This window comes from Rhodococcus sp. 27YEA6 (assembly GCF_044908235.1).
GTDB classification, from domain to species: domain Bacteria; phylum Actinomycetota; class Actinomycetes; order Mycobacteriales; family Mycobacteriaceae; genus Rhodococcus_F; species Rhodococcus_F qingshengii.
On the sequence record NZ_JBIYCY010000013.1, the window covers coordinates 59,175 to 79,310 of the forward strand.

General features: G+C 61.9%; 19 protein-coding genes and 1 riboswitch. Of the genes, 6 read left to right on the forward strand and 13 right to left on the reverse strand.

Annotation, left to right across the window (positions count from 1 at the left end):
• Nucleotides 1-79 precede the first annotated feature (79 nt).
• The 4 genes from ABH939_RS25480 to ABH939_RS25495 all read right to left on the reverse strand — a co-directional run bounded on the left by ABH939_RS25480 (nucleotide 80) and on the right by ABH939_RS25495 (nucleotide 3,435).
• Nucleotides 80-874 carry an ABC transporter ATP-binding protein gene (locus tag ABH939_RS25480; protein WP_404650361.1) on the reverse strand — a complete coding sequence of 265 codons (795 nt, stop codon included), beginning with the start codon at nucleotides 872-874 and terminating at the stop codon, nucleotides 80-82.
• A gap of 8 nt (nucleotides 875-882) precedes the next feature.
• Entirely contained in the window at nucleotides 883-1,686 is an 804-nt protein-coding gene (locus tag ABH939_RS25485; RefSeq protein ID WP_003941393.1) for an ABC transporter permease, read from the reverse strand.
• Nucleotides 1,664-2,692, reverse strand: coding sequence for an ABC transporter substrate-binding protein (locus ABH939_RS25490; protein WP_030536827.1), 1,029 nt, complete (start codon nucleotides 2,690-2,692; stop codon nucleotides 1,664-1,666). The genes ABH939_RS25485 and ABH939_RS25490 overlap by 23 nt, the downstream gene beginning before the upstream one ends.
• Nucleotides 2,692-3,435 carry a TenA family protein gene (locus tag ABH939_RS25495; protein ID WP_007726090.1) on the reverse strand — a complete coding sequence of 248 codons (744 nt, stop codon included), beginning with the start codon at nucleotides 3,433-3,435 and terminating at the stop codon, nucleotides 2,692-2,694. Before ABH939_RS25495 ends, ABH939_RS25490 begins: the two co-directional genes overlap by 1 nt.
• Nucleotides 3,423-3,518: riboswitch (TPP riboswitch) on the reverse strand. (Overlaps the previous gene by 13 nt.)
• 104 nt (nucleotides 3,519-3,622) lie before the next feature.
• Between ABH939_RS25495 and ABH939_RS25500 the strand changes: the two genes are divergently transcribed.
• Nucleotides 3,623-5,191, forward strand: coding sequence for a carboxylesterase/lipase family protein (locus tag ABH939_RS25500; RefSeq protein WP_030536828.1), 1,569 nt, complete (start codon nucleotides 3,623-3,625; stop codon nucleotides 5,189-5,191).
• On the opposite strand, the gene ABH939_RS25505 is transcribed toward ABH939_RS25500, so the two are convergent.
• Together ABH939_RS25505 and ABH939_RS25510 are read right to left on the reverse strand one after the other, a co-directional pair.
• Nucleotides 5,184-6,410, reverse strand: coding sequence for an MFS transporter (locus ABH939_RS25505; RefSeq protein ID WP_039972654.1), 1,227 nt, complete (start codon nucleotides 6,408-6,410; stop codon nucleotides 5,184-5,186). The two genes, ABH939_RS25500 and ABH939_RS25505, sit on opposite strands and share 8 nt — an antisense overlap.
• A gap of 161 nt (nucleotides 6,411-6,571) precedes the next feature.
• Complete coding sequence (locus ABH939_RS25510; protein WP_007726096.1) at nucleotides 6,572-6,841, reverse strand: GNAT family N-acetyltransferase; 270 nt, start codon at nucleotides 6,839-6,841, stop codon at nucleotides 6,572-6,574.
• A gap of 574 nt (nucleotides 6,842-7,415) precedes the next feature.
• On the opposite strand from ABH939_RS25510, the gene ABH939_RS25515 reads away from it, so the two are divergent.
• A complete protein-coding gene (locus tag ABH939_RS25515) occupies nucleotides 7,416-7,742 on the forward strand; it encodes a hypothetical protein (RefSeq protein ID WP_003941297.1) in 327 nt (108 codons plus the stop codon).
• A gap of 57 nt (nucleotides 7,743-7,799) precedes the next feature.
• On the opposite strand, the gene ABH939_RS25520 is transcribed toward ABH939_RS25515, so the two are convergent.
• Nucleotides 7,800-8,423 (reverse strand): Type 1 glutamine amidotransferase-like domain-containing protein, encoded by a 624-nt coding sequence (locus ABH939_RS25520; protein WP_003941379.1) that lies wholly within the window; start codon nucleotides 8,421-8,423, stop codon nucleotides 7,800-7,802.
• Between the two features lie 34 nt (nucleotides 8,424-8,457).
• On the reverse strand, nucleotides 8,458-9,276 hold the full coding sequence (locus tag ABH939_RS25525; RefSeq protein ID WP_003941328.1) for a maleylpyruvate isomerase family mycothiol-dependent enzyme: 819 nt from the start codon (nucleotides 9,274-9,276) through the stop codon (nucleotides 8,458-8,460).
• Between the two features lie 191 nt (nucleotides 9,277-9,467).
• On the opposite strand from ABH939_RS25525, the gene ABH939_RS25530 reads away from it, so the two are divergent.
• The 4 genes from ABH939_RS25530 (at nucleotide 9,468) to ABH939_RS25545 (ending at nucleotide 14,396) form a co-directional block, all read left to right on the forward strand.
• A complete protein-coding gene (locus ABH939_RS25530) occupies nucleotides 9,468-11,006 on the forward strand; it encodes an AMP-binding protein (protein ID WP_042923127.1) in 1,539 nt (512 codons plus the stop codon).
• A 527-nt stretch (nucleotides 11,007-11,533) separates the two neighbouring features.
• The gene (locus ABH939_RS25535) at nucleotides 11,534-12,643 is read left to right on the forward strand and encodes a Re/Si-specific NAD(P)(+) transhydrogenase subunit alpha (RefSeq protein ID WP_217017510.1); all 1,110 of its coding nucleotides are present in this window, start codon (nucleotides 11,534-11,536) and stop codon (nucleotides 12,641-12,643) included.
• Nucleotides 12,643-12,966, forward strand: coding sequence for an NAD(P) transhydrogenase subunit alpha (locus ABH939_RS25540; protein WP_003941319.1), 324 nt, complete (start codon nucleotides 12,643-12,645; stop codon nucleotides 12,964-12,966). The genes ABH939_RS25535 and ABH939_RS25540 overlap by 1 nt, the downstream gene beginning before the upstream one ends.
• Entirely contained in the window at nucleotides 12,966-14,396 is a 1,431-nt protein-coding gene (locus ABH939_RS25545; RefSeq protein ID WP_003941368.1) for an NAD(P)(+) transhydrogenase (Re/Si-specific) subunit beta, read from the forward strand. The genes ABH939_RS25540 and ABH939_RS25545 overlap by 1 nt, the downstream gene beginning before the upstream one ends.
• A gap of 393 nt (nucleotides 14,397-14,789) precedes the next feature.
• On the opposite strand, the gene ABH939_RS25550 is transcribed toward ABH939_RS25545, so the two are convergent.
• Genes ABH939_RS25550 through pdhA form a run of 5 tightly spaced genes read right to left on the reverse strand, consistent with a single transcriptional unit; the run spans nucleotide 14,790 to nucleotide 19,956 of the window.
• Nucleotides 14,790-15,443 (reverse strand): hypothetical protein, encoded by a 654-nt coding sequence (locus ABH939_RS25550; RefSeq protein ID WP_007726101.1) that lies wholly within the window; start codon nucleotides 15,441-15,443, stop codon nucleotides 14,790-14,792.
• Between the two features lie 29 nt (nucleotides 15,444-15,472).
• On the reverse strand, nucleotides 15,473-16,678 hold the full coding sequence (locus ABH939_RS25555) for an MFS transporter (RefSeq protein ID WP_081558099.1): 1,206 nt from the start codon (nucleotides 16,676-16,678) through the stop codon (nucleotides 15,473-15,475).
• A 10-nt stretch (nucleotides 16,679-16,688) separates the two neighbouring features.
• Nucleotides 16,689-17,897 carry a dihydrolipoamide acetyltransferase family protein gene (locus ABH939_RS25560; protein ID WP_099698308.1) on the reverse strand — a complete coding sequence of 403 codons (1,209 nt, stop codon included), beginning with the start codon at nucleotides 17,895-17,897 and terminating at the stop codon, nucleotides 16,689-16,691.
• The gene (locus ABH939_RS25565; RefSeq protein ID WP_065351152.1) at nucleotides 17,894-18,871 is read right to left on the reverse strand and encodes an alpha-ketoacid dehydrogenase subunit beta; all 978 of its coding nucleotides are present in this window, start codon (nucleotides 18,869-18,871) and stop codon (nucleotides 17,894-17,896) included. Before ABH939_RS25565 ends, ABH939_RS25560 begins: the two co-directional genes overlap by 4 nt.
• The gene (pdhA, locus tag ABH939_RS25570) at nucleotides 18,868-19,956 is read right to left on the reverse strand and encodes a pyruvate dehydrogenase (acetyl-transferring) E1 component subunit alpha (protein WP_007726109.1); all 1,089 of its coding nucleotides are present in this window, start codon (nucleotides 19,954-19,956) and stop codon (nucleotides 18,868-18,870) included. The genes ABH939_RS25565 and pdhA overlap by 4 nt, the downstream gene beginning before the upstream one ends.
• Nucleotides 19,957-20,136 lie beyond the last annotated feature (180 nt).

A 20,136-nucleotide genomic window follows, 5' to 3' on the forward strand; every position in this document is an offset into this window, starting at 1 on the left:
CGAAGTTGCACCGTTGCGATGCACTTTCTCTTGAACGGCAGGTGAAATCGGCGCGCTCTCAGCGCATTGTCAGTAACCGCTAGGGGTGTAGCGACTTGCGCGTCTCGTCGTGGAGAACGGCAAGCAGTTCACGCTCGACGTCGGCGAACTCGGGCGAGGTGATCATGTCCAGTTCGCGTGGCCTCGGCAAGGGAACGTCGACGACGCACCTGACCGTTGCCGGCCTCGCCGACAGAACGACCACGCGATCGGACAGATAGATCGCTTCACGAATATCGTGGGTGATCATCAGCACGGTCCACCGGTACTGCTGCCACACGTCTTGCAGCCAGGCCTGCATCTCGGTGCGGGTCAACGAGTCCAGTGCGCCGAACGGCTCGTCGAGCAGCAGGACAGGTTTGCCCTGAACAACGGTGCGCAGCATCGCCGCTCGCTGGCGCATGCCGCCGGACAGCTGTGACGGCCGGGCGTCCTCGAATCCGGACAGTCCGAACGCCGGGAACAACTCGCGAGCGCGCTCGCGTGCTTCCTTCTTGCCGACTCCCTGCACTTCCAAACCGAGGGCCGTGTTGTCCAGTACCGAGCGCCAAGGGAACAGAAGATCCTTCTGCGGCATGTACGCGGTGTGCACCTCGGCGGCTGCTTCGGATTCCGTTGCGCGCGTGCCCACACGGACCGAACCCGCGGTCGGGGATTCGAGCCCGGCCAGGACGTTGAAGATCGTGCTCTTGCCGCAGCCGCTCGGCCCGATCACCGACACGAATTCGCCCGCGTCGGCGCCAAAGGACACCGAATCGAGCACGAGACGCGATTCTCCGGCCGTGTCGAACCTCTTGGTCAGGTCCTGGACTTCGACCATTGCATCCTCGACCATCGGGTCAGTCATGTCCGCGACCTTTCGTTCATCGCCCATGGTGCAACGATGCGCTCGATGGCGAACGTCAGCAAGTACAGCGTGACGCTGATCAACGCGGTCACCAGTACGGCCGCCAACACCAGGTCGGTGCGGAAGGAGTTCTTCTGGGTGCTCATGTAGATACCCAAACCGGAAGTAGCGCCGACGTATTCGGAGAACACCGCACCCACGACCGCATACGTGATGCCGATGCGCAGGGCAGTGAAGAATCGCGGAATTGCCGAAGGAAGGCGAACGTATCGGAACTCCTGCCAGCGAGTGCTGCCCATACTGCGCAGGAGAGCGCCCGCTTCCCGATCGGCCGCGGCAAATCCCTCGATGAGTCCGATGGTCATGGGGAAGAACGTCGCAAGGGCGATCACCAACACCTTCGGCAACAGCCCGAAGCCGAACCAGATGATCATCAGCGGCGCGATGGCGATGATCGGCAGCGTCTGCGAGACGACAAAAAGTGGTACCAGCGCGCGTGACAACCACGGCGAAAAGTCCACGACCACAGCAAGAATCCAGGCCAACACCAATGAAACAGTGAAGCCGACCAACGTGACCTGCAATGTCGACCAGGCGTGGCCGGAGATGATCTCGCGGTTGTCCCACCCCTGGGACAAAACGCGCCCCGGAGACGGAAGTACTTGCGGCCGAATCCCACTGATCTCGACGTAGATCTGCCACGCCGCCACGAGGAGCACCACCACGGCGAGCGCGGGAAGCGCCCGCCGCATGGTCGAGACCAACCGTCCGCTCACGTCAGGACGCGTCGAGATACTCATTGGTGAAGTACTCCGACCAGTCCGGCTTCTGGGTCAACGGCTTCCCGTCGGGTCCGGCGAGCAATCCGTTCTCGAAGAGGAATCCCGAGTAGCCCGACCAGGTTTCGAGATTCTGGGCGCCCACAACACCGTTGGCGTCTTTCATGTAGTCGGCGGCGAGCATCCGCTGACTCTCACGCACGAGGTCTTCGTCGGTGAATGCTCCGGGGTTCGCGTCGATGAGATCCTGCGCGGCCTGGTCCGGGTTGTCGGCAGCAGTCTGATATCCGCGTTGAACGGCTTTGACGAACTTGCGTGCCTCGTCGGGATGGTCCTTCAACCACTGCTGGTTGCCGTTGATCACGATCGAATATGCATCGGGGAAGCCGTAATCGGTGTACTGGAAGTACCGCATCGGAGTTCCGTTTCGCTCCGCTTCGAGGCCTTCCCAAGCAAAGTAGGAGACGGTGAAGTCTGCCTGGCCCGAGTACACGGCTTCGTACGCGGAAGTTCCGAGCGTGACCGTCGTGAAGTTCCCGGTCCCGCCGTCGTTGCGGATGATCTGCTGCAGCGTTTCGACTTCGCCGGGATCGCCGAACCCGGCGTACGTCTTCCCGTCGAGATCACGTGGGCGCGTGATGTCCGCACGATCCGCCTTCACGCCGATGCCGGTGGCGCGGTGCTGAAGTGGCGCGATGACGGACGTCGTGGCGGCGCCGGCTGCACGGGCGAACGTGGCCTGACTCTGTGTGCTGATGCCGAACTCCGCATTGCCGGCATCGACCAGGGTGTCGGGCGAGGTGTTGTTGTACGGCAGGATCGAGACGTCCAGGCCGGCGTCCTCGAAGTAGCCCTCTTGGAGTGCTACGTACAAACCGGTGTGGTTCGTGTTCGGTGTCCAGTCGAGTGCGAACCGAATGGTCCCGTCGGAAGAGCCGGTGTCAGAGGCGCATCCGGTCAGAACTGTGAACGCGGCTGCGATCGCGGCAGACGTGGCAAGCGTGCGGCGCAGCGCCGCAAACGACATCACGACGCCGGCCAAGGCTGCTGGTGGAGTGCGGAATCCCAGAACATCAGCTCATAGCGGCTGGCGATGCGGAATGCTTCACTCATCGCCTCACGCTCTGTCTCGGTGGCAGCTTCGGCCGCAGCATCGACCAGTACGCGGGCCTGCGCCACCGACTCGTGGAATTCGGGTGCGTCGTAGGTCGTGACCCACTGTGCGTACGGATGCGACGGATCGGCGTCGAGTACCTCGCGCGCTGAAGCGGCAAGATCGCGGCCGACCTCGGCGTAGATCCAGAAGCAGGGGAGTACTGCCGCTGCGGAGACCGGGTAAGGCGCAGTTGCTGCAGTCGCCGTCAGATACGAGACGTATCCCAGGCAGGCCTGCGAATGCTCGAGCCTTCCCGATCCCGCTGGAAGAATTCCACCGGTGAGAAGTCCGTCGTGAAGCGCAGATTCCACTGTCGCTGCCGTGGACGCGGAATTCGACCAGAAGCCCGCGGACTGCGGATCCGGGGCATGGGCCGCGACCAGGGACAACGCTTTCGAATACCCCTCGAGATAAAGCTTGTCTTGCTCGATGTACGTGCGGAACGCGTCGAGAGGCAATGTTCCGTCGCCGAGGCGGCGGAGGAACTCCAGTGAGTCGATCGACTCGCGGAGGGCCTTCGTCTCGGCCCAGAGTCGATCTGTGAACCGATCCGTCGACGGCGCTGTGGCCACCGAGTTTTCGGCAGAATTGTATGCAGGCTGCGTAGTAGCCATGACATCCCTTCGTCAGCATTACCTGATCAGGTTCCCGGGTGTGTTCTCAGCCCCGCCCATGCGGAGCACCCCGTGTCAGAACTAGGCGACCTTAACACCGAGGGGTTGCGTACTCGGCGCACACCCGTCCGAGATTGGTAGGTTTGGTCTTGATTGCCACACGCGCGGGTCGGGAGGGGATTCAGACATGGAGACCGACGTTCGACCAAATCTCGGCGAGGACGGAACTCTGGTGATCCGGGCGCGAGGCGGAGAAGCCCGCGGGTATCCGGATGGCGGTGTATTCGCGTGGAAGGGCATGCCCTACGCAGCGGCGCCGGTGGGTGAGCGGAGGTTCCGAGCGCCACAACCCGCACAGCCGTGGGACGGGGTGCGCGACTGTCGTGAGTTCGGGCCGATCGCGCCGCAAGGCCAGAGTCCGGCGGTTCCGATCGATCGGGCCTTCAAAATCGACGAGGACTGCCTGTCGATCAACGTCTGGGCCCCGCGACCCGACGCCACGCCGCGACCGGTGATGGTGTGGATTCACGGCGGCGCCTACTGCCTCGGATCCGCCGCCCAAACGATCTACGATGGCCGTCATCTGGCTGAAACCGGTGACGTCGTTCTCGTCTCCTTCAACTATCGCGTCGGCGCACTCGGGTTCCTGGACTTGTCTGCATTTTCCACCGCGGATACCGTTTTCGAGTCGAACTGTGGTCTGCGAGACCAGATTGCGGCACTCGAATGGGTTCGAGACAACATCGACGCCTTCGGTGGTGACCCGAGTGCGGTGACCGTGTTCGGGGAGTCCTCCGGCGCAGGATCCATCACGACGCTCATGACCTGTCCGAGCGCCGAAGGTCTGTTCCATCGTGCGATTGCCCAGAGTCCTCCCGCGACCTCTGTCTACGGGGCCGAGCGCGCCAAGACCGTTGCAGAGCGGTTTCTCGAACTGCTCTCGATCGACCCCGAAGACGCAGGCGATCTGCTGACCACGGATCTGGAACTGCTCGTCAAGGCAAGCGATGATTTGGTCAACGAAATTCCGACCCGGATTCCGGGAACTTTGGCGATGGCACCCGTTGTCGATCGCGATCTGGTGCCGCACTACCCGGTTGCGGCTTTCCAGAAGGGTTACGCGCACCGAATCCCACTGATCATCGGTTCCAACAAGGACGAGGCGTCGATCTTCAAGTTCATGAAGTCTCCGCTGATGCCGGTGAGTGCGCAGTCCGTCGAGGCAATGCTCCAATTACTGGCCGACGATCACCCCGACATCTCCGCGACCAAACTTGCCGAGATCATGTCGGCTTACCCTGACCATGCGAAACCGAGTGGCGCGCTGGCACTGTCACGGGACGCTGCGTTTCGCATGCCGACCCTCTGGATCGCAGACGCGCACTGCAGGCATTCCCCTACATGGGTCTACCGCTTCGATCACGCGACGCCGATGCTCAAGGCGGCGCGGATCGGCGCGGGCCACGCGACCGAATTACCTTATGTATTCGGCAATTTCGGAACCCTGAACGTCGACCCCACGTTCTGGCTCGGCGGTCGGAAGGCCGCGATGGAGGTGGCCGGCCGTATCCAACGGCGATGGTTGGCCTTCGCCAGGCATGCAGTGCCGGCGGCCCTCGACGGCTCGAAGCACTGGGCGCCGTACGAGGAAGAGAAGCGGTCGACGCTGTTGATCGACTCCGCCGACACCCTCGTCAGCGACCCCGATCACGGATTGCGCGTCGCCTGGGGCAACGACGTGATGGGGTTCAACTGACGTCGGTCGAGTGCCGCGGACGATCCAGTTCGCGAAGCACCGGCAGAGAGGCACAGACTGCGGCGATCAGGATGATCGGAATCGACAGGGCCACAAAGGTCGACGCGATTCCGAGTTGATCGAGCAGCGGGCCGACCGCGAGGTAGCCGAGCGGGCCTGCGGCGTAGGCCGTCGACGTCATGACACCGACGACGCGTCCACGCATGTGCTCCGGGCTGTGCGTCTGCATGGCGTAGTTGGCGATCGGGCCGACTGGTCCGTAGACGAGGCCCTGCAGTCCGGCAAGTACGAGGATCACCCACAGTGGAGGTAGGAGCGCCATGGCCAGCATCGCTATGCCGAGAACGGCGACGGCAAAAATCATGATCAGCCGCCGGGACATGATCGGCGCCAGTGGGGCGTAGGCGAGAGAGCCGATGATGCCGCCGATCGCCAAGGCCATCAACACCGATCCGAGTTGGGCCGGTTGATCCAACTCTGTGAAGTACACCGGGAACACGACACTCTCCACAGGCATGTAGAGCGCGACGACTGCCATGTCGATCAGCGCCAGGGTGCGCAGCAGTTTGTTGTTCCAGACGAACCGAAGACCGTCGAGTGTGCCGTGCCAGATCGATTTCGGACGGTGTTCGTGTTCGGGCACTCCGGCGCCGGGAAGCCGGATGAAGGCGACCACGACTATCGAGAACACAAAACCTGCCGCCGTGACCCAGAGCGTGTTCACCGCTCCGATCGTTGCGATGAGGACACCGCCGATGCCAGGGCCGATCAGATACGCGACGTTGAAGTTGGCCTCGTACACACTGTTGGTTCGATCGAGCTTCCACTTGGCGGTCCGAGTCGCTGCAGGCAGCATGGACTCCCTCGCCGCCATTCCGGCGGGGTCGAACACGGCGCCGAGTGCGGCCAACGCCGCGATCACCGGGATCGTCAAGCCCGCGGTGGCCGCGATGATCGGAATCGCTGCAACGGACATCGCGGAGAGAGCGTCGGAAATCATCGACGTTCGACGGCGTCCGAACTTGTCGACGAATGTCCCCGAAAACAGGCTCGACACGAGTAGCGGAATGGCTGCTGCGCCGGCAACTATCGCCGCGTCGGTAGCCTTACCGGTTCGTTCGAGAACCAGCCAGGGGAGCACGACGATGGCGATACCGTTGCCGATCGCCGAGAACAGCGTCGCGAGATTGACCAGTACGAGAGGGAGATAGCTGGGGATAGCTACGTCCGGGGACGCAGGTGGACGCCGATCTGCTGAGGCGACCACGTTCTTTCCTTCCCCGAGATGGTGCCGCCCAGGATTTCGACGACGGCACCATCGACGCTAGCAGCGGGGTCTGCAGGTTCGCGACTGGTTTTTCGCCGGCCGTTCTCGTTCGGTTATGCCTGGTAGACGGGGTTCTCCGCAACAAACTTCTCGACGTACGAGCACGTCGGAAGGATCTTCAATCCCTCGTTCCGGGTCTGATCGAGCGCTTCACGCACCACGATGGCGGCAAGCCCGCGCCCACGAAACTGCGGATAGGTCACCGTGTGGTGGAAATCACGGACGCCGGAATGGTCCGAGTACTCGGCGAAACCGGCGAGTTCGCCGTCGACTCGGATCTCGAAACGCGTTTCCGCGGGATTGTGCGCCACTGTCTCGGTCATCTTCGGGCTCCGTTTCGAAAGGGCGGCCGGTTGCGCCGCGCCGCGTCTACGTTCTCTGGAGCACGCTACCTGGCAGGCCGTCCGCAATATCGGTTGCCGACGTGGGATCCGTTACTTAGCGCAACTACAACTGGACGACCGTTCAAGGGGCCTTTGTCGCCATGGAGAACGAACAAAACTGGTCTGTACGTGCCGATTTGCCCGTACTTTTGTGCCCACAACGGGTGATACATATGCATCACGATCGTAACTATCCCAATATGTGGGACCGGTCACAAAGTTTTTTGTCGTCTGTTCGGATGGATTAAGTGGAGGGCCTGAAACGGGCAAATTGCAGGTCAGCGGCGCGCTGGTTGCGTGTCGATGATGGGTGCGAGTGGCCGGAAACCCCAGGGGTATTGCGTTGGTCATCAGATCGTTTCTCGGACGTGATCCCAAAGACCCGCTCGGGGGGTTAGCGTTTGAATCGTCGGGGATAGAAGAAGCGTTACAACTTCGCCAAAAAAACTTTGGCGTCGCTGCTCAACGGTTCGATTTCGAGTCTTCGTCGGACAACTTCGAGGAAGGAACGCACATGATTTTCGGGCAGCGTGAGTCGAACAGTTACTTTGCCGCAATTTTTTCGTACGACTTCCTTGACGAAGGTCTGGGATACGAGACCATCGCACGGATTCACCGAGGCGAGATCTGCGAATGGATTCGTGATCTCGAGGCTTCCGGGTTGTTCTCGGCTGCGGAAGTCCATGCCGCTGAACTGGCATGGCGCGAAAATCCACGCCTGCTCCTCGACGCCCTTCTCGAGGACGCTGACGAGGTCTCTGTCAAGCGTTGGGAGATCGCGTGGACGAGGCTCGAGCGTCAGTCGCCGGCAGCCGGAACCGCGGTGGCAGAGCACGGCTGATCCGGTCGGGCCGAGTCGACTGCTCAGTCTGCGTCAAGATCAACCGTCTGCGTTACATCAACGGTCGACGAGTATCACCTCGTAATCGGTGAGCACGGTGAATTGCACGCCCGCCGTGGTCAGGGCCGCAACCGTCCGCGCAGTCACCTGTGGATCTTCGAGTAGCGAATCGCCGCCGTGCGGCACTATCGCGAAGTCGATCAGCGCGAGCCCCGACCAGATCGGGTCGATACCGCACGTTGGCATGACTTCAGCGGGGTCGTCCGACGCGTCCAGCCCGATCAGAGTCGGAGTCGCCAGGCACGCTCCGGCGCTGTATCCCGCATAGGCCACGACGCCTGAACGAACCAGCATCTCGATGACCCGGTCAGCGCCACTTCGAGCTAGCTGAGCTCGCAGGACGAACGTGTTTCCGCCGCGAACCCACAGGCAGTCGAAATCGCGGAGCCGGAGTTCCAGTGCTTCCGGTGCACCCAGGAAGTCTCGGACATCCACTTCCTCTGCGGTGAAGCCGGCTGCCCGTAGTGGAGTCAGTTCGCTGGTGACTGCTGAACTGCGGGCATTGACGGGCCACGAATCTGCAGCCGCGGCGATGACTGCGATGCGAGCGCCGCGGCCTACGAGATCGACAAAGGCCTCGCGGTGGTCGCCGAATCGGTAGGACGAGAGAAACAGTTTCACTTCTCAGTACCTTCGCGACCTACCCACCCAGCCCTCAAATCGTGAACGCCAGATTGTCGACGACGCGTGTGCCCACCGTGGTGTCACCGCGAAGCGAGATGTCGGTTCGGTGATCCGACGCGTGGACGCGGCCACCGGCAATTCGGGTGAAGAGCGGTGAGCTCATCGAGATGGTCGTGGTCGCCGGACCGTCCAGCTCCGGGACGAGTGTTGCTCGCGCGTCGACCGAGACGTGAAGTGAACGGGCAAGTGGCCCTTCGAGTTCGAAAGTGATCCGTGCTCCCTCTGGCGCCTTTCCTCGTTTTCCGACGACGAATCCGAGCGCGCTGGTGATTTCGCCGAATGCAGTCTCCGCGCGCAATCCGCCTTCCTCACCCGGAATGCCAACTGCATCTCTGATGTCGAGTTCGTGCATCCAACAGTCGAAGGTCCGAATACGCATGAACCGGCCATAGGGCGCAAGACCGACCGGTGTTTGTGTCTCGGCGTCCCAGTCCGCGCTGGTCATCGAGCGCAGCGCTTCGGTTCGTTCGGCGGTGATCTCGCGATATCGGGTCAGCAGGTCCGAGTGCGGTGTCCGCCGCAGGCCTTCGACCCAGCGCTCGTTGAACGCCGCAATCTCGTTGTGGACGTGGGGCAATGCGTGCACGTCCAGATTGATCGACGGCGGATTGATGCCCGAGAGCAGTGATTCCGTACCGATCAGATGGGACACGATGTCGTGAACCGTCCACCCCGGAAGGTTCGACGGTGCCAACCACTGATCGCCGTCGAGTTCGGCCAGCAGTGCGTCGATGACTCTCCATTCCTCGGTCAATGCGTCGACTACTGAGTCCTGGGGCCAACCACTCATGTGGACATCTCCTGTTTCGGACGGTGCGGTTCTCCTCACTGTATGTCCCGGCGGATAAGTGAGCGGGCATTCCCATGCTTCGAGTCGGTGTCGCCAAACCTCCGAGGGTGGCAGAGTTCCTGTGGTAGACCAGGATTGTCGACGCCGAATCAGGCTCACGCGGCGTTGTCGTCACCGACAGAGGAGTCTTCGTGTTTCCAGGAAATTTTGTCCAGTCCACACCGGACAAGCCCGCCGTCATTCGCCCTGCGACGGGTGAGTCCATCACCTATCGGGAACTCGACGAACGGTCGACGCAGTTGGCGCGATACTTCCGAAGTGTCGGTGCCAAGCCTGGGGACCACGTCGCTCTCATCTCGAACAACGATCTCCGGGCGTTCGAGGTGTACTGGGCAGCGTTGAGATCCGGCCTCTACATCACCGCGGTGAACTGGCATCTCACGGCTGCGGAGGCTGCCTACATCGTCGACGACTGCGAGGCGACAATTCTGGTGGCGTCGGGGCAGGCGTCCGCAGCAGTTCCGTTGGACGAGAAGCTGATTCCACGCGTGCGGCACCGATTGGTGTACGGCGGCGCCCTCGAGGGCTTCGACGACTACGAAGAAGCGGTCGATGCGCAGTCCACTGCTCCACTCGACTCGCAGCCGCGTGGGGCTGACATGCTGTATTCGTCGGGAACCACCGGCAGGCCGAAGGGGATCAAAGGAGATCTCCCGGAGGGTGAGGTGAACACCACCATGGATCCGTACACCGCGGTGTTCGCACCGATGTACGGGTTCGATTCCGACACAGTCTATTTGTGCCCGGCTCCGGTCTATCACGCGGCGCCCCTGCGTTTTTGCGGCGTGATCAATTCGGTCGGCGGAACCGTGATCTTGATGGATGCATTCGAAGCCGAAACCGCGCTGGAGTTGATCGGTAAATACGCTGTGACGCACAGTCAGTGGGTACCGACGATGTTCGTTCGAATGTTGAAACTTCCGAAGGAGACCCGTGATCGTTACGACGTCTCGACGGTGAAGGTCGCCATTCACGCTGCTGCTCCCTGCCCGCCCGAAGTGAAGACGGCAATGATCGACTGGTGGGGGCCGGTGATCTACGAGTACTACGCCTCGACCGAGGGTTCGGGCGCTACCTTCATCAACAGTGAGCAGGCCTTGTCGCATCCGGGTTCCGTCGGGCGTGACGGAGTGATGGGGATCGTGCACATCTGTGACGACGCCGGGCGCGATCTTCCGGTCGGCGAGATCGGTACCGTGTTCTGGGAGCGGGAGACTTTGCCGTTCCGGTACCACAATGATCCCGAGAAAACGGCTGCCGCGCAGCATCCGGATCATCCGACGTGGACGACGAGTGGAGATATCGGCTATATCGACTCCGAGCGTTTCCTTTATCTGACCGACCGCGCCGCGTTCACGATTATCTCCGGTGGTGTGAATATCTACCCACAGGAGTCCGAGAACATCCTTACTTTGCACCCGAAGGTGTTCGACGTGGCGGTCATCGGTGTTCCCGACGAGGAAATGGGTGAGCAGGTCAAGGCGGTTGTCCAACTAGCGGAGGGAATCGAGCCTGGTGCCCATGTCGCCGAGGAATTGCTGGAATACGTTCGCAGTCAGGTCGCACATTTCAAAGCTCCGAGAAGCATTGACTTTGCCGACGAATTGCCTAGGACCGCTACAGGAAAGCTCGTCAAGCACAAGTTGCGGTCTCAATATGTGAGCAATTGATGCTCTAGTGAAATACTAGGACATCAGAGTAATTCTGCGAGATAGTCGGCAAGGACCTGCGCGTGACCGTACGGCAGGTCCTTGCTTGCTGTCAGTAGAACAACGGGTCGAGCATCCGAGGACGGTGCGAGGCGTACTGCAGGTTTTCGCGTTTGAGGCCGCGTGGCCGGAGTCGGTCTACGCGGAGTCGGACGGCGTTACATTCGGAAGCCGGTTCGTAAACTCGCTCGACGGTGATTATTCGGCGCGTCATTCTGATGCCTTTACGTCTTTCGGCCGTTTCAAATAGTGGAATAGTCCGCCATTCCGGTGTGATCGGCCTCACAGTAGGCTTCTTCAGGTATGTCCAAACATACTGTTCGGACTCGATTCAGATGGAGAAAGTGCGTCGTCGGTTTCCCTACGCCGCGTTAACTCTGGCTACTATCAGTCACCATTCACCCAAAAGCGGGTCATCTTCCGCTCATCACATGCTGGTTGCCGCTCGTCGCAGCAGGCGAACCACCAACCGCAGAAGGTAATGGAAAATGGAAACATCGAAGAGCGCACAAGTGCGTCCGTCGGTCGGCGTCCCTCGAGAATCGAGTGATGGTGAGCGTCGGGTCGCATTGGTGCCGAAAATTGTGTCCGCTTTGATCGGCAAGGGTGTCGACGTGGTCGTCGAGTCCGGGGCCGGTCTCGGGGCGTTGATTCCCGACGAGTTGTACACCGCTGCCGGCGCGAAGATCGGCGATCCGTGGACTGCTGACGTGGTGGTCAAGGTTGCGCCTCCGTCGACAGAAGAGATCGCCCGGATCAGTACCGGCGCGAAGCTCATCGGTTTCCTGAATCCGCGTAATGCGGACAACCGCATCGCCGAGTTGAAGGCCGCCGGCATCGAGGGATACGCCGTGGAGGCGATTCCTCGTATCTCCCGCGCGCAGGTGATGGACGCGTTGTCCTCGCAGGCGAACGTGTCCGGGTACAAGGCTGTTCTGTTGGCAGCATCGGAGTCGACGCGGTTCTTCCCGATGCTCACCACCGCTGCGGGCACGGTGAAGCCTGCGACGGTTCTGGTCCTCGGAGTGGGTGTGGCAGGTCTGCAGGCGCTGGCGACAGCCAAGCGTCTCGGTGGCCGCGCTACCGGGTACGACGTGCGTCCTGAGGTTGCCGACCAGGTGCGTTCGGTGGGTGCACAGTGGCTCGACCTCGGAATCGATGCGGCGGGCGAGGGTGGATACGCCCGCGAGTTGACCGACGACGAGCGAGCGAAGCAGCAGCAGGCACTCGAAGATGCGATCAAGGGCTTCGACGTTGTGATCACCACAGCTCTGGTTCCGGGTCGTCCCGCGCCGCGCCTGGTTACCGCTGCCGCGGTCGAAGGCATGAAGCCGGGCAGTGTCGTGGTCGACCTCGCGGGTGAAACCGGTGGTAACTGCGAGCTGACCGAGCCGGGTCACACTGTCGTCAAGCACGGCGTGACCATTTGCTCTCCGCTGAATTTGCCGGCGTCCATGCCGGAGCATGCGTCCGAGTTGTACTCGAAGAACATTTCCGCGCTGATCGAACTCATGTTGGTGGAAGGCGCCTTGGCGCCTGATTTCTCCGACGAGGTTCTGGCCGGTGCGTGCGTCACCCGTGAAGAGAAGGGCGCCTGATGTACACATCACTACTGGCGAACATCGCGATCCTGGTGTTGTCCGGGTTCGTCGGTTTCGCTGTGATCTCCAAAGTTCCGAACACCCTGCACACCCCGTTGATGTCCGGTACGAACGCCATCCACGGCATCGTCGTCCTGGGCGCGTTGGTCGTCCTGGGCAAGGTGCACGATCCCTCGATCGGGTTACAGATCATCTTGTTCGTCGCGCTCGTCTTCGGAACCGTGAACGTTGTCGGTGGTTTTGTCGTCACGGACCGCATGTTGGCGATGTTCAAGGCCAAGCCGGCCGCCAAGTCTGTGTCGAAGGATGGTGACCAGTAATGGAATACCTGGTCAATGCGCTCTATATTGTCGCGTTCTCGATGTTCATCTACGGCCTCATGGGTCTTACCGGCCCGAAGACCGCAGTCCGCGGTAACCAGATCGCCGCGGTCGGCATGCTCATCGCCGTCGTTGCAACTCTGATCTCCATTCGTGATGCGGAGATGGGGAACTGGATCCTCATCGCTGCCGGCCTTGTCATCGGTGTCGTGCTCGGCGTTCCGCCGGCGCTCCGGACGAAGATGACGGCCATGCCGCAGTTGGTGGCACTGTTCAACGGTGTCGGCGGCGGCACGGTCGCGTTGATCGCGTACGCGGAGTTCCTGGACTCGGACGGTTTCACCGCATTCCAGCACGGCGAGTCGCCGACGGTACACATCGTCATCGCTTCGCTCTTTGCCGCGGTGATCGGATCGATCTCCTTCTGGGGCAGCGTGATCGCGTTTCTGAAGCTGCAGGAAACTCTGCCTGGTCGTCCGATCGGAATCGGCAAGCTCCAGCAGCCGCTCAATGCTCTGCTGCTCATTGCCGCCGTTGCGTTCTCGGTGATCATCGGTATCAAGGCGATCTCACCGGAAGGCCCGACCAGCTCACTGTGGATCGTCGGCGTGCTCGTGCTCTCGGGCATCCTCGGACTGATGGTCGTGCTGCCCATCGGCGGCGCGGACATGCCCGTCGTCATCTCGCTGCTCAACGCTCTGACCGGTTTGTCAGCTGCTGCTGCAGGTTTGGCGCTCAACAACCAGGCGATGATCGTCGCCGGCATGATCGTCGGTGCTTCGGGCACCATCTTGACCAACCTCATGGCCAAGGCCATGAACCGGTCCATCCCGGCCATCGTTGCCGGCGGCTTCGGTGGTGGTGGCGGTGAAGCCGCATCCTCCGACGGTGTCGTGCGCACGGCAAAGGCGACCTCGGCCGCCGACGCGGCCATCCAGATGGCCTACGCCAACCAGGTCATCGTCGTACCAGGATACGGACTTGCGGTCGCGCAGGCTCAGCATGCCGTCAAGGACATGGCGAAATTGCTCGAGTCGAAGGGTGTCGAGGTCAAGTACGCCATTCACCCGGTCGCCGGCCGTATGCCCGGTCACATGAACGTTCTTCTCGCAGAGGCGGATGTCTCGTACGACGCGATGAAGGAAATGGACGACATCAACGACGAGTTCTCTCGTACCGATGTCACCTTGGTGATCGGCGCGAACGACGTCACCAACCCGGCGGCGCGCAACGATCCGAGCTCACCGATTCACGGAATGCCGATCCTCAACGTCGACCAGTCGAAGTCCGTCATCGTGCTCAAGCGCTCGATGAACTCCGGTTTCGCCGGTATCGAGAACCCGCTCTTCTTCGCCGAGGGCACCTCGATGCTCTTCGGTGACGCCAAGAAGTCGGTCTCCGAAGTAACCGAGGAACTCAAGGCGCTCTAGCGCTGGTACTAGGGAGGGGCGTCCACTCGCAGCTGCGAGTGGACGCCTTTTTCGTGGCCGTTTGTTGCAAAGATGTCGTGTGATGCAACGACTTCTTGTGCTGAAACGACTTCTTGTGCTGAAACGACAAAGGCGCCTGGTCCGAGACGAAACTCGGAACAGGCGCCTCTGGCGACGTTTTACGGAACCTCGGGGGTTTCGGGGTCGGAAGAGAAGCCGGAAAGTAGTTCGATCAACTTCTGGATCAGTTCGAGCGGGTTCAGATCTTCGAGGCTCACGGTAAAGACTCCTTCGCTGTGGAACTACTTGATTCGGACATTTCAGAACATACGTCATGTCCAACCGTGGCGGGAGAGCTATCGGCGAAAATCTCTGAATCCCAAAGATTTAGGACTAAAGTCGGATGCTCCGGTGCCTGGAGAACGCGATGGCTGCCGTATCCGGGCGTAGCTCTTCACGTTTCGCGGCGATGGGCGATCGTGCCATCAAAATGGCTGCGGCACAGGCCCATACCAGGGTGATCAGAATGCCAGCTATCACTCCGAAAAGGCCGCTCAGCTCGGCGGCGAGCGCGCTGGCACCGATCGCAGCAACTCCGACGAATCCGAGCCCGGCGACCACCGGACGCCACTGCGGGGCGGAGATCAAGATCGCCGAGCAGTACAGCGCGGTCGCCGCTGCGACGTGACCGCTGGGCAATAGGTCCTGGGGCACATCGGGGAGCCAGGAACCGAATGCCGCGTTGGTGAGATTGGCGCCCATTCCGAGGAGCAGGATCGCGCCGATGCCGTATGGCAGTCCGCGGACCATCGAGACGACGGCCAGAGCGGTAGTGGCTGCGAGTACAGCGGTGACGTCGAATCGGCCTACCGTCCACTCGGCAAGTGCGCGCACCTGTTCCGGGACGCTCAAACCGGGCGAGGTGGGTCGCACGAAATACAAGACGCCCAGCGCTACGACGGCGATCGCGGCAAGGACGAGGAAGCGAGTGGTTGTGGAGGGAGCGGGGTGCTGGGTGGAGGTCGAGACGGTCACGAGTACCAGCATCCCTGTTGAGTCTGTGCCGATCGTGAGGATCAGCTGTGAGGTCTGTAGGCGGTCGGAGAATCGCGCCGAACGACACCCGCACAACCCGCTGCGACCAGGACGCATGCAAACGGGATCAACATTGCTGTGGTGAGAGGCACAAGCTTGGTGACCCAGCCGATGGTTGCCGGACCGGCGAGGAATCCGATGTATCCCATGCCGACGACGCGAGACATGTTGGTGCCGGCCGAACCTGAGCCCAGATTTCCGGCCGTGGTGAAGATCTGCGGAATGCATCCCGACAGGCCGGCGCCGAACAGGGCCCAACCGAGCAACGTCAGTGGTAGCCAGCCGGATACCACGACGGTCAGCATTCCGATGGACGACAGCAACGCACCGTAGCGAACCACTGCCACCGGGCCTACCGCCGCGCTGATCCGATCCGCGGTGAACCGGCCGACGGTCATCATGGCGGAGAATGCGCCGAACGACAGTGCGGCAACGGCATTCGAAACACCGAGATCTTCCTTGACCTGCAGCGCGCTCCAGTCGTTTGCCACTCCCTCGGCCAGCATCAGAACAAAGGCGAGGGTTCCGAGGGCAAGTACGCGAGCCGAGAATCTGCCGTGTGTCTTTCCGGTAGTCGACCCGGTTTCGGCATGCACGTCGACGTGAGGGAGAAGGGGTCGCGAGCACAACCAGACTGCCAGCAAGCCGATTGCCGACGCGATGCTGAGCGTGACATACGGCGGAAGATCCAGTGCGAGAGTGCCGAATCCGATGACAGAGCCCAATACGCCACCGACCGAGAACATGCCGTGAAAGGCCGCCATGATCGGGCGCCGGTACAACTGTTCGGCCTCGACGGCCTGCGAGTTCATCGACACGTCCAACGCGCCGTTCGCAAAGCCGAACACGACAAGTGCAGCGCCCAGTTGCCAGGTGTTCGTGGCAAACCCCGGGCCGAGAGTGGCGAATGCCAGCCCGCTACCCGCCAGGACGACCATGCGTCTGCTGCCGTATCGATCTGCGAGCGGGCCGCTCAACTGCATGCCGGCAATGGCTCCGACTGCAAGAAGGAGAAGAAGTGAGCCGAGCGTCGAGTGACTGATCCCCACTCGGTGTTCGATGGACGGGATGTGGACGACCCACATCGCGAGGAGAAATCCGTTGATGCCGAAAATGCCGAAGATGCCGGCGCGGGCGCGCACCAGGGCGGAGGTGGGGACTGCGCGGTCGGTGGGGTTGACGCTCACTCGTTCCTTTCTACAGGTGAGTCAGCAACAGGTCCGGGTTCGCGAGCATCTCTGCGACAAATGAGAGGAATCTCGCGGCCTGCTCACCGGTCAGCACGCGGTGGTCGAACGTCAACGTCAGTGTCACGACGCTCCGCACTTCGATCTTGCGCTCGATCACCCACGGACGCTCGCTCACCGAGCCCAGACAGAGAATGACGGCTTCTCCCGGATTGAGAAGCGGAATGCCGCCGTCGACGCCGAAGACTCCGACATTTGTGATCGTGACGGTGCCACCCGTCAGGTGACGGACGTCCGTATTTCCCTCACGGGCAGCGACGGTCAGTTCGGTCACCGCGCGTGCGAGCTGGACCAGGCTCAGGGTCTGGGCGCTCTTGATGTTGGGCACGGACAGTCCACGTTCGGAGGCGACGGCGATGCCGAGATTCACGTCATCGTCGACGGCGGCGTCGCCGCGGGCCTCGTCCCAATGCGCGTTCACCATCGGGTGCGAGGCGACGGCCGCCACCATTGCCTTGGCAGCGAGAGTCAGCGGAGTGAGGGACAGTCCGGTGAACGCCTCCGAGGAACGGAGCCTGCCGAGCAGTTCCATCGAAGGCGTGACATCGGCGGTGAGGAAGACGCTGGCCTGCGGAGCGCGGACGCTGGCAACCATCGCCGACGCCATCTGTTTTCGTATGCCGGACGAGGCCAGGCGTGTCGCGTTATCCGAAGGCGCCTGCACGGTAAGCGCGTCTGCGACGTCAGCTGCGGTGACGGCGCCGTCGAATCCGCTGCCGGTGATTTCGCTCAGTTCGATGCCGGCTTCGCGGGCCGCGCGCCGCGCCGCGGGTGTTGCGGGCTGTCGTTCGGTATTCGCCGCGGATTGCGAGTCCGGCGTGATCTTGCTCCGTCGGCGGCTCGGTCTCTCGGCCGCGGGTCCGTATCCGACCAGCACGCTCGGAGACTGTGAATCACTTGGAGACGGTGAATCTGCAGGCTCCTCGATACGGATGATCGGAGTACCCACCGGAACGGTAGTGCCAGGTTCGACGAGGAGTTCTCTGACAACGCCGACGTAGGGCGACGGCAGTTCGACAAGAGCTTTGGCTGTCTCTACCTGGGCGAGAACTTGATTGAGTGCCACCGTGTCGCCGACGCCGACCGTCCACTCGACCAGATCGGCGGACGTCAGGCCCTCGCCGAGATCCGGCAACCGGAATTCGTGCCCTGTACTCATGCTGCCAGCGTCCGGTCGAGTGCTGCGAGGATCCGGTCGGCGTCCGGAAGGTGAAATCGCTCGAGCTTGGCGGGCGGGTAGGGGATGTCGAATCCGCTGACCCGCAGGATCGGTGACTCCAACTGATAGAAGCAGTGTTCCGCGACGTGTGCTGCGATTTCGGCGCCGACGCCGAGAAACTTCGGAGCCTCGTGGACAACGACCAGCCGGCCTGTCTTGTTCACCGACGCCTCGATCGTGTCGAAGTCGACGGGGGAGAGTGAACGCAGATCCACCACTTCCAGATCATGGCCCTCTTCTTCGGCGATCCGCGCGGCGTCGAGTGCGGTGGTGACCATGGATCCGTACGCAACCACTGTCGCGTCGTTCCCCGAGCGGGCGACGCGAGCACGGTGGAGCGGAAGCTCGGGCGCAGCATCGGTATTCACGTCGGCGGTATCCCAGTAGCGCCGTTTGGGTTCGAGGAATATCACCGGGTCGTCGGCCGCAATGGATTGGCGGATCATGTGAAAACCGTCGATCGGATTGCTCGGGTACACCACCCGCAGTCCCGCGGTGTGAGCGAAGTACGCTTCCGGCGACTCCGAATGATGTTCCACCGCACCGATTCCGCCGCCACTGGGAATCCGAATCGTCAGTGGCGCAGAGGCAGCGCCTCGGGTGCGGTACTGGATCTTGGCCACCTGCGAGACGATCTGATCGAAAGCCGGGTAGACAAACCCGTCGAATTGAATTTCGCAGACCGGACGATATCCGCGCAAGGCAAGACCGAAAGCTGTTCCCACGATCCCTGATTCGGCGAGGGGCATGTCGATCACCCGGGTGTCGCCGAAGTCCTTCTGCAGGGCGTCGGTAACCCGGAATACGCCGCCGAGACGGCCGACGTCCTCGCCCATGATGACAACGCGACGATCGTCTTCGAGTGCGCGTCGAAGGCCGGTGTTGAGCGCGGTCACCAGATTCATGACGGTCATGACGAAGCCCCTTCCAGGCTACGGAGATACGCGCGATGCTCTTCGCGTTCAGCGTCGATCAGTGGGTGTGCCTCGGCGTAGACGTGATCGAAGAGCGCTGACGGGGGCGGATCGGCGAGCGCGATGGTTGCGCGTCGCAGTCCAGCGGCGACGTCGTCGGCGGCTGCCGCGATGGTGCTGAGTTCGTTTTCTCCGAGAAGATCGCGACGGCCGAGGAGCAGACGCATTCGCTCGAGCGGATCGCGGCTTCTCCACTCCGACATATCCGTATCGGTGCGGTACCTGCTCGGATCGTCGGAGGTCGTGTGCGGGCCCATTCTGCAGGTGATCGCCTCGATGAACGTCGGGCCGCTGCCTTCGCGTGCGCGATTGAGCGCCGAGCGCGTCACGGCGAGCACGGCAAGGACGTCGTTACCGTCGACGCGGATCGCGGGGATGCCGTAACCGATTGCCCGATGTGAGATGGGCGTGCGTGACTGGAGGGATACCGGTTCACTGATTGCCCACTGGTTGTTCTGGCAGAAGAAGACAACGCCGACACGGAAACTGGCGGCAAATCCCATCGCCTCGGCGATGTCGCCCTGACTTGTGGCGCCGTCGCCGAAGTACGCGATCGTTGCGATCTCGGCGCCGTCCAGGTGTGCGCCGAGTGCGTATCCGGTGGCGTGCAGCCCTTGGGAGCCGACGACGATCGCCGGATTGGTGACATTGAATTGTTCTGGATCCCAACCGGAATGGGAGATTCCTCGCCACATGGTGGTCAGCAATTCGGGGGGAACACCCCGGCAGTACGCGACGGCATGTTCGCGGTAGCTGGTGAACGCGAAGTCGTCTGGGGCGAGCGCTCTCGCGGAACCGACCTGGGCGGCTTCTTGGCCTAGCATCGGAGCCCACAAACCGATTTCGCCTTGACGCTGCAGGGCAACAGCTTCGGTGTCGATTCGGCGACTCACGACGAGATCGCGATACAACGACAGCAGTTCGTCAGGCCCGATGTCCGTTATCAGGCGGTCGAATTCGGGACGGCACACCCGTGCGCCGTTCGGTTGGATGAGTTGGACCGGATAATCGAGGTTGTCGATCATCTTCGCTCACCTCGGTTTCTGCTCATGCCCGGCGCGCCTCGTGAGTACGCCGCACAATCCCGATGTGTCGTATGCAGTTGTCGCTCTACCATCAGGATCCCCCTGATTGGGAAATCCGCAAGTATTTTCACTGCCGTATCAAGACCTGAACTGCGAACTGGCGAGTAACAAACGTGTCGG

Bases quoted from the DNA above. Each gene is read 5' to 3' on its own strand.
- ABH939_RS25565 (WP_065351152.1), bottom strand. From the start codon at position 18,871: ATGACCGTCATGAATCTGGTGACCGCGCTCAACACCGGCCTTCGACGC.
- ABH939_RS25515 (WP_003941297.1), top strand. From the start codon at position 7,416: ATGATTTTCGGGCAGCGTGAGTCGAACAGTTACTTTGCCGCAATTTTT.
- ABH939_RS25550 (WP_007726101.1), bottom strand. From the start codon at position 15,443: ATGCTGGTACTCGTGACCGTCTCGACCTCCACCCAGCACCCCGCTCCC.
- ABH939_RS25535 (WP_217017510.1), top strand. From the start codon at position 11,534: ATGGAAACATCGAAGAGCGCACAAGTGCGTCCGTCGGTCGGCGTCCCT.
- ABH939_RS25560 (WP_099698308.1), bottom strand. From the start codon at position 17,897: ATGAGTACAGGGCACGAATTCCGGTTGCCGGATCTCGGCGAGGGCCTG.
- ABH939_RS25500 (WP_030536828.1), top strand. From the start codon at position 3,623: ATGGAGACCGACGTTCGACCAAATCTCGGCGAGGACGGAACTCTGGTG.
- ABH939_RS25485 (WP_003941393.1), bottom strand. From the start codon at position 1,686: ATGAGTATCTCGACGCGTCCTGACGTGAGCGGACGGTTGGTCTCGACC.
- ABH939_RS25525 (WP_003941328.1), bottom strand. From the start codon at position 9,276: ATGAGTGGTTGGCCCCAGGACTCAGTAGTCGACGCATTGACCGAGGAA.
- ABH939_RS25540 (WP_003941319.1), top strand. From the start codon at position 12,643: ATGTACACATCACTACTGGCGAACATCGCGATCCTGGTGTTGTCCGGG.
- ABH939_RS25495 (WP_007726090.1), bottom strand. From the start codon at position 3,435: ATGGCTACTACGCAGCCTGCATACAATTCTGCCGAAAACTCGGTGGCC.
- ABH939_RS25510 (WP_007726096.1), bottom strand. From the start codon at position 6,841: ATGACCGAGACAGTGGCGCACAATCCCGCGGAAACGCGTTTCGAGATC.
- pdhA (WP_007726109.1), bottom strand. From the start codon at position 19,956: ATGATCGACAACCTCGATTATCCGGTCCAACTCATCCAACCGAACGGC.
- ABH939_RS25480 (WP_404650361.1), bottom strand. From the start codon at position 874: ATGGTCGAGGATGCAATGGTCGAAGTCCAGGACCTGACCAAGAGGTTC.
- ABH939_RS25545 (WP_003941368.1), top strand. From the start codon at position 12,966: ATGGAATACCTGGTCAATGCGCTCTATATTGTCGCGTTCTCGATGTTC.
- ABH939_RS25490 (WP_030536827.1), bottom strand. From the start codon at position 2,692: ATGTCGTTTGCGGCGCTGCGCCGCACGCTTGCCACGTCTGCCGCGATC.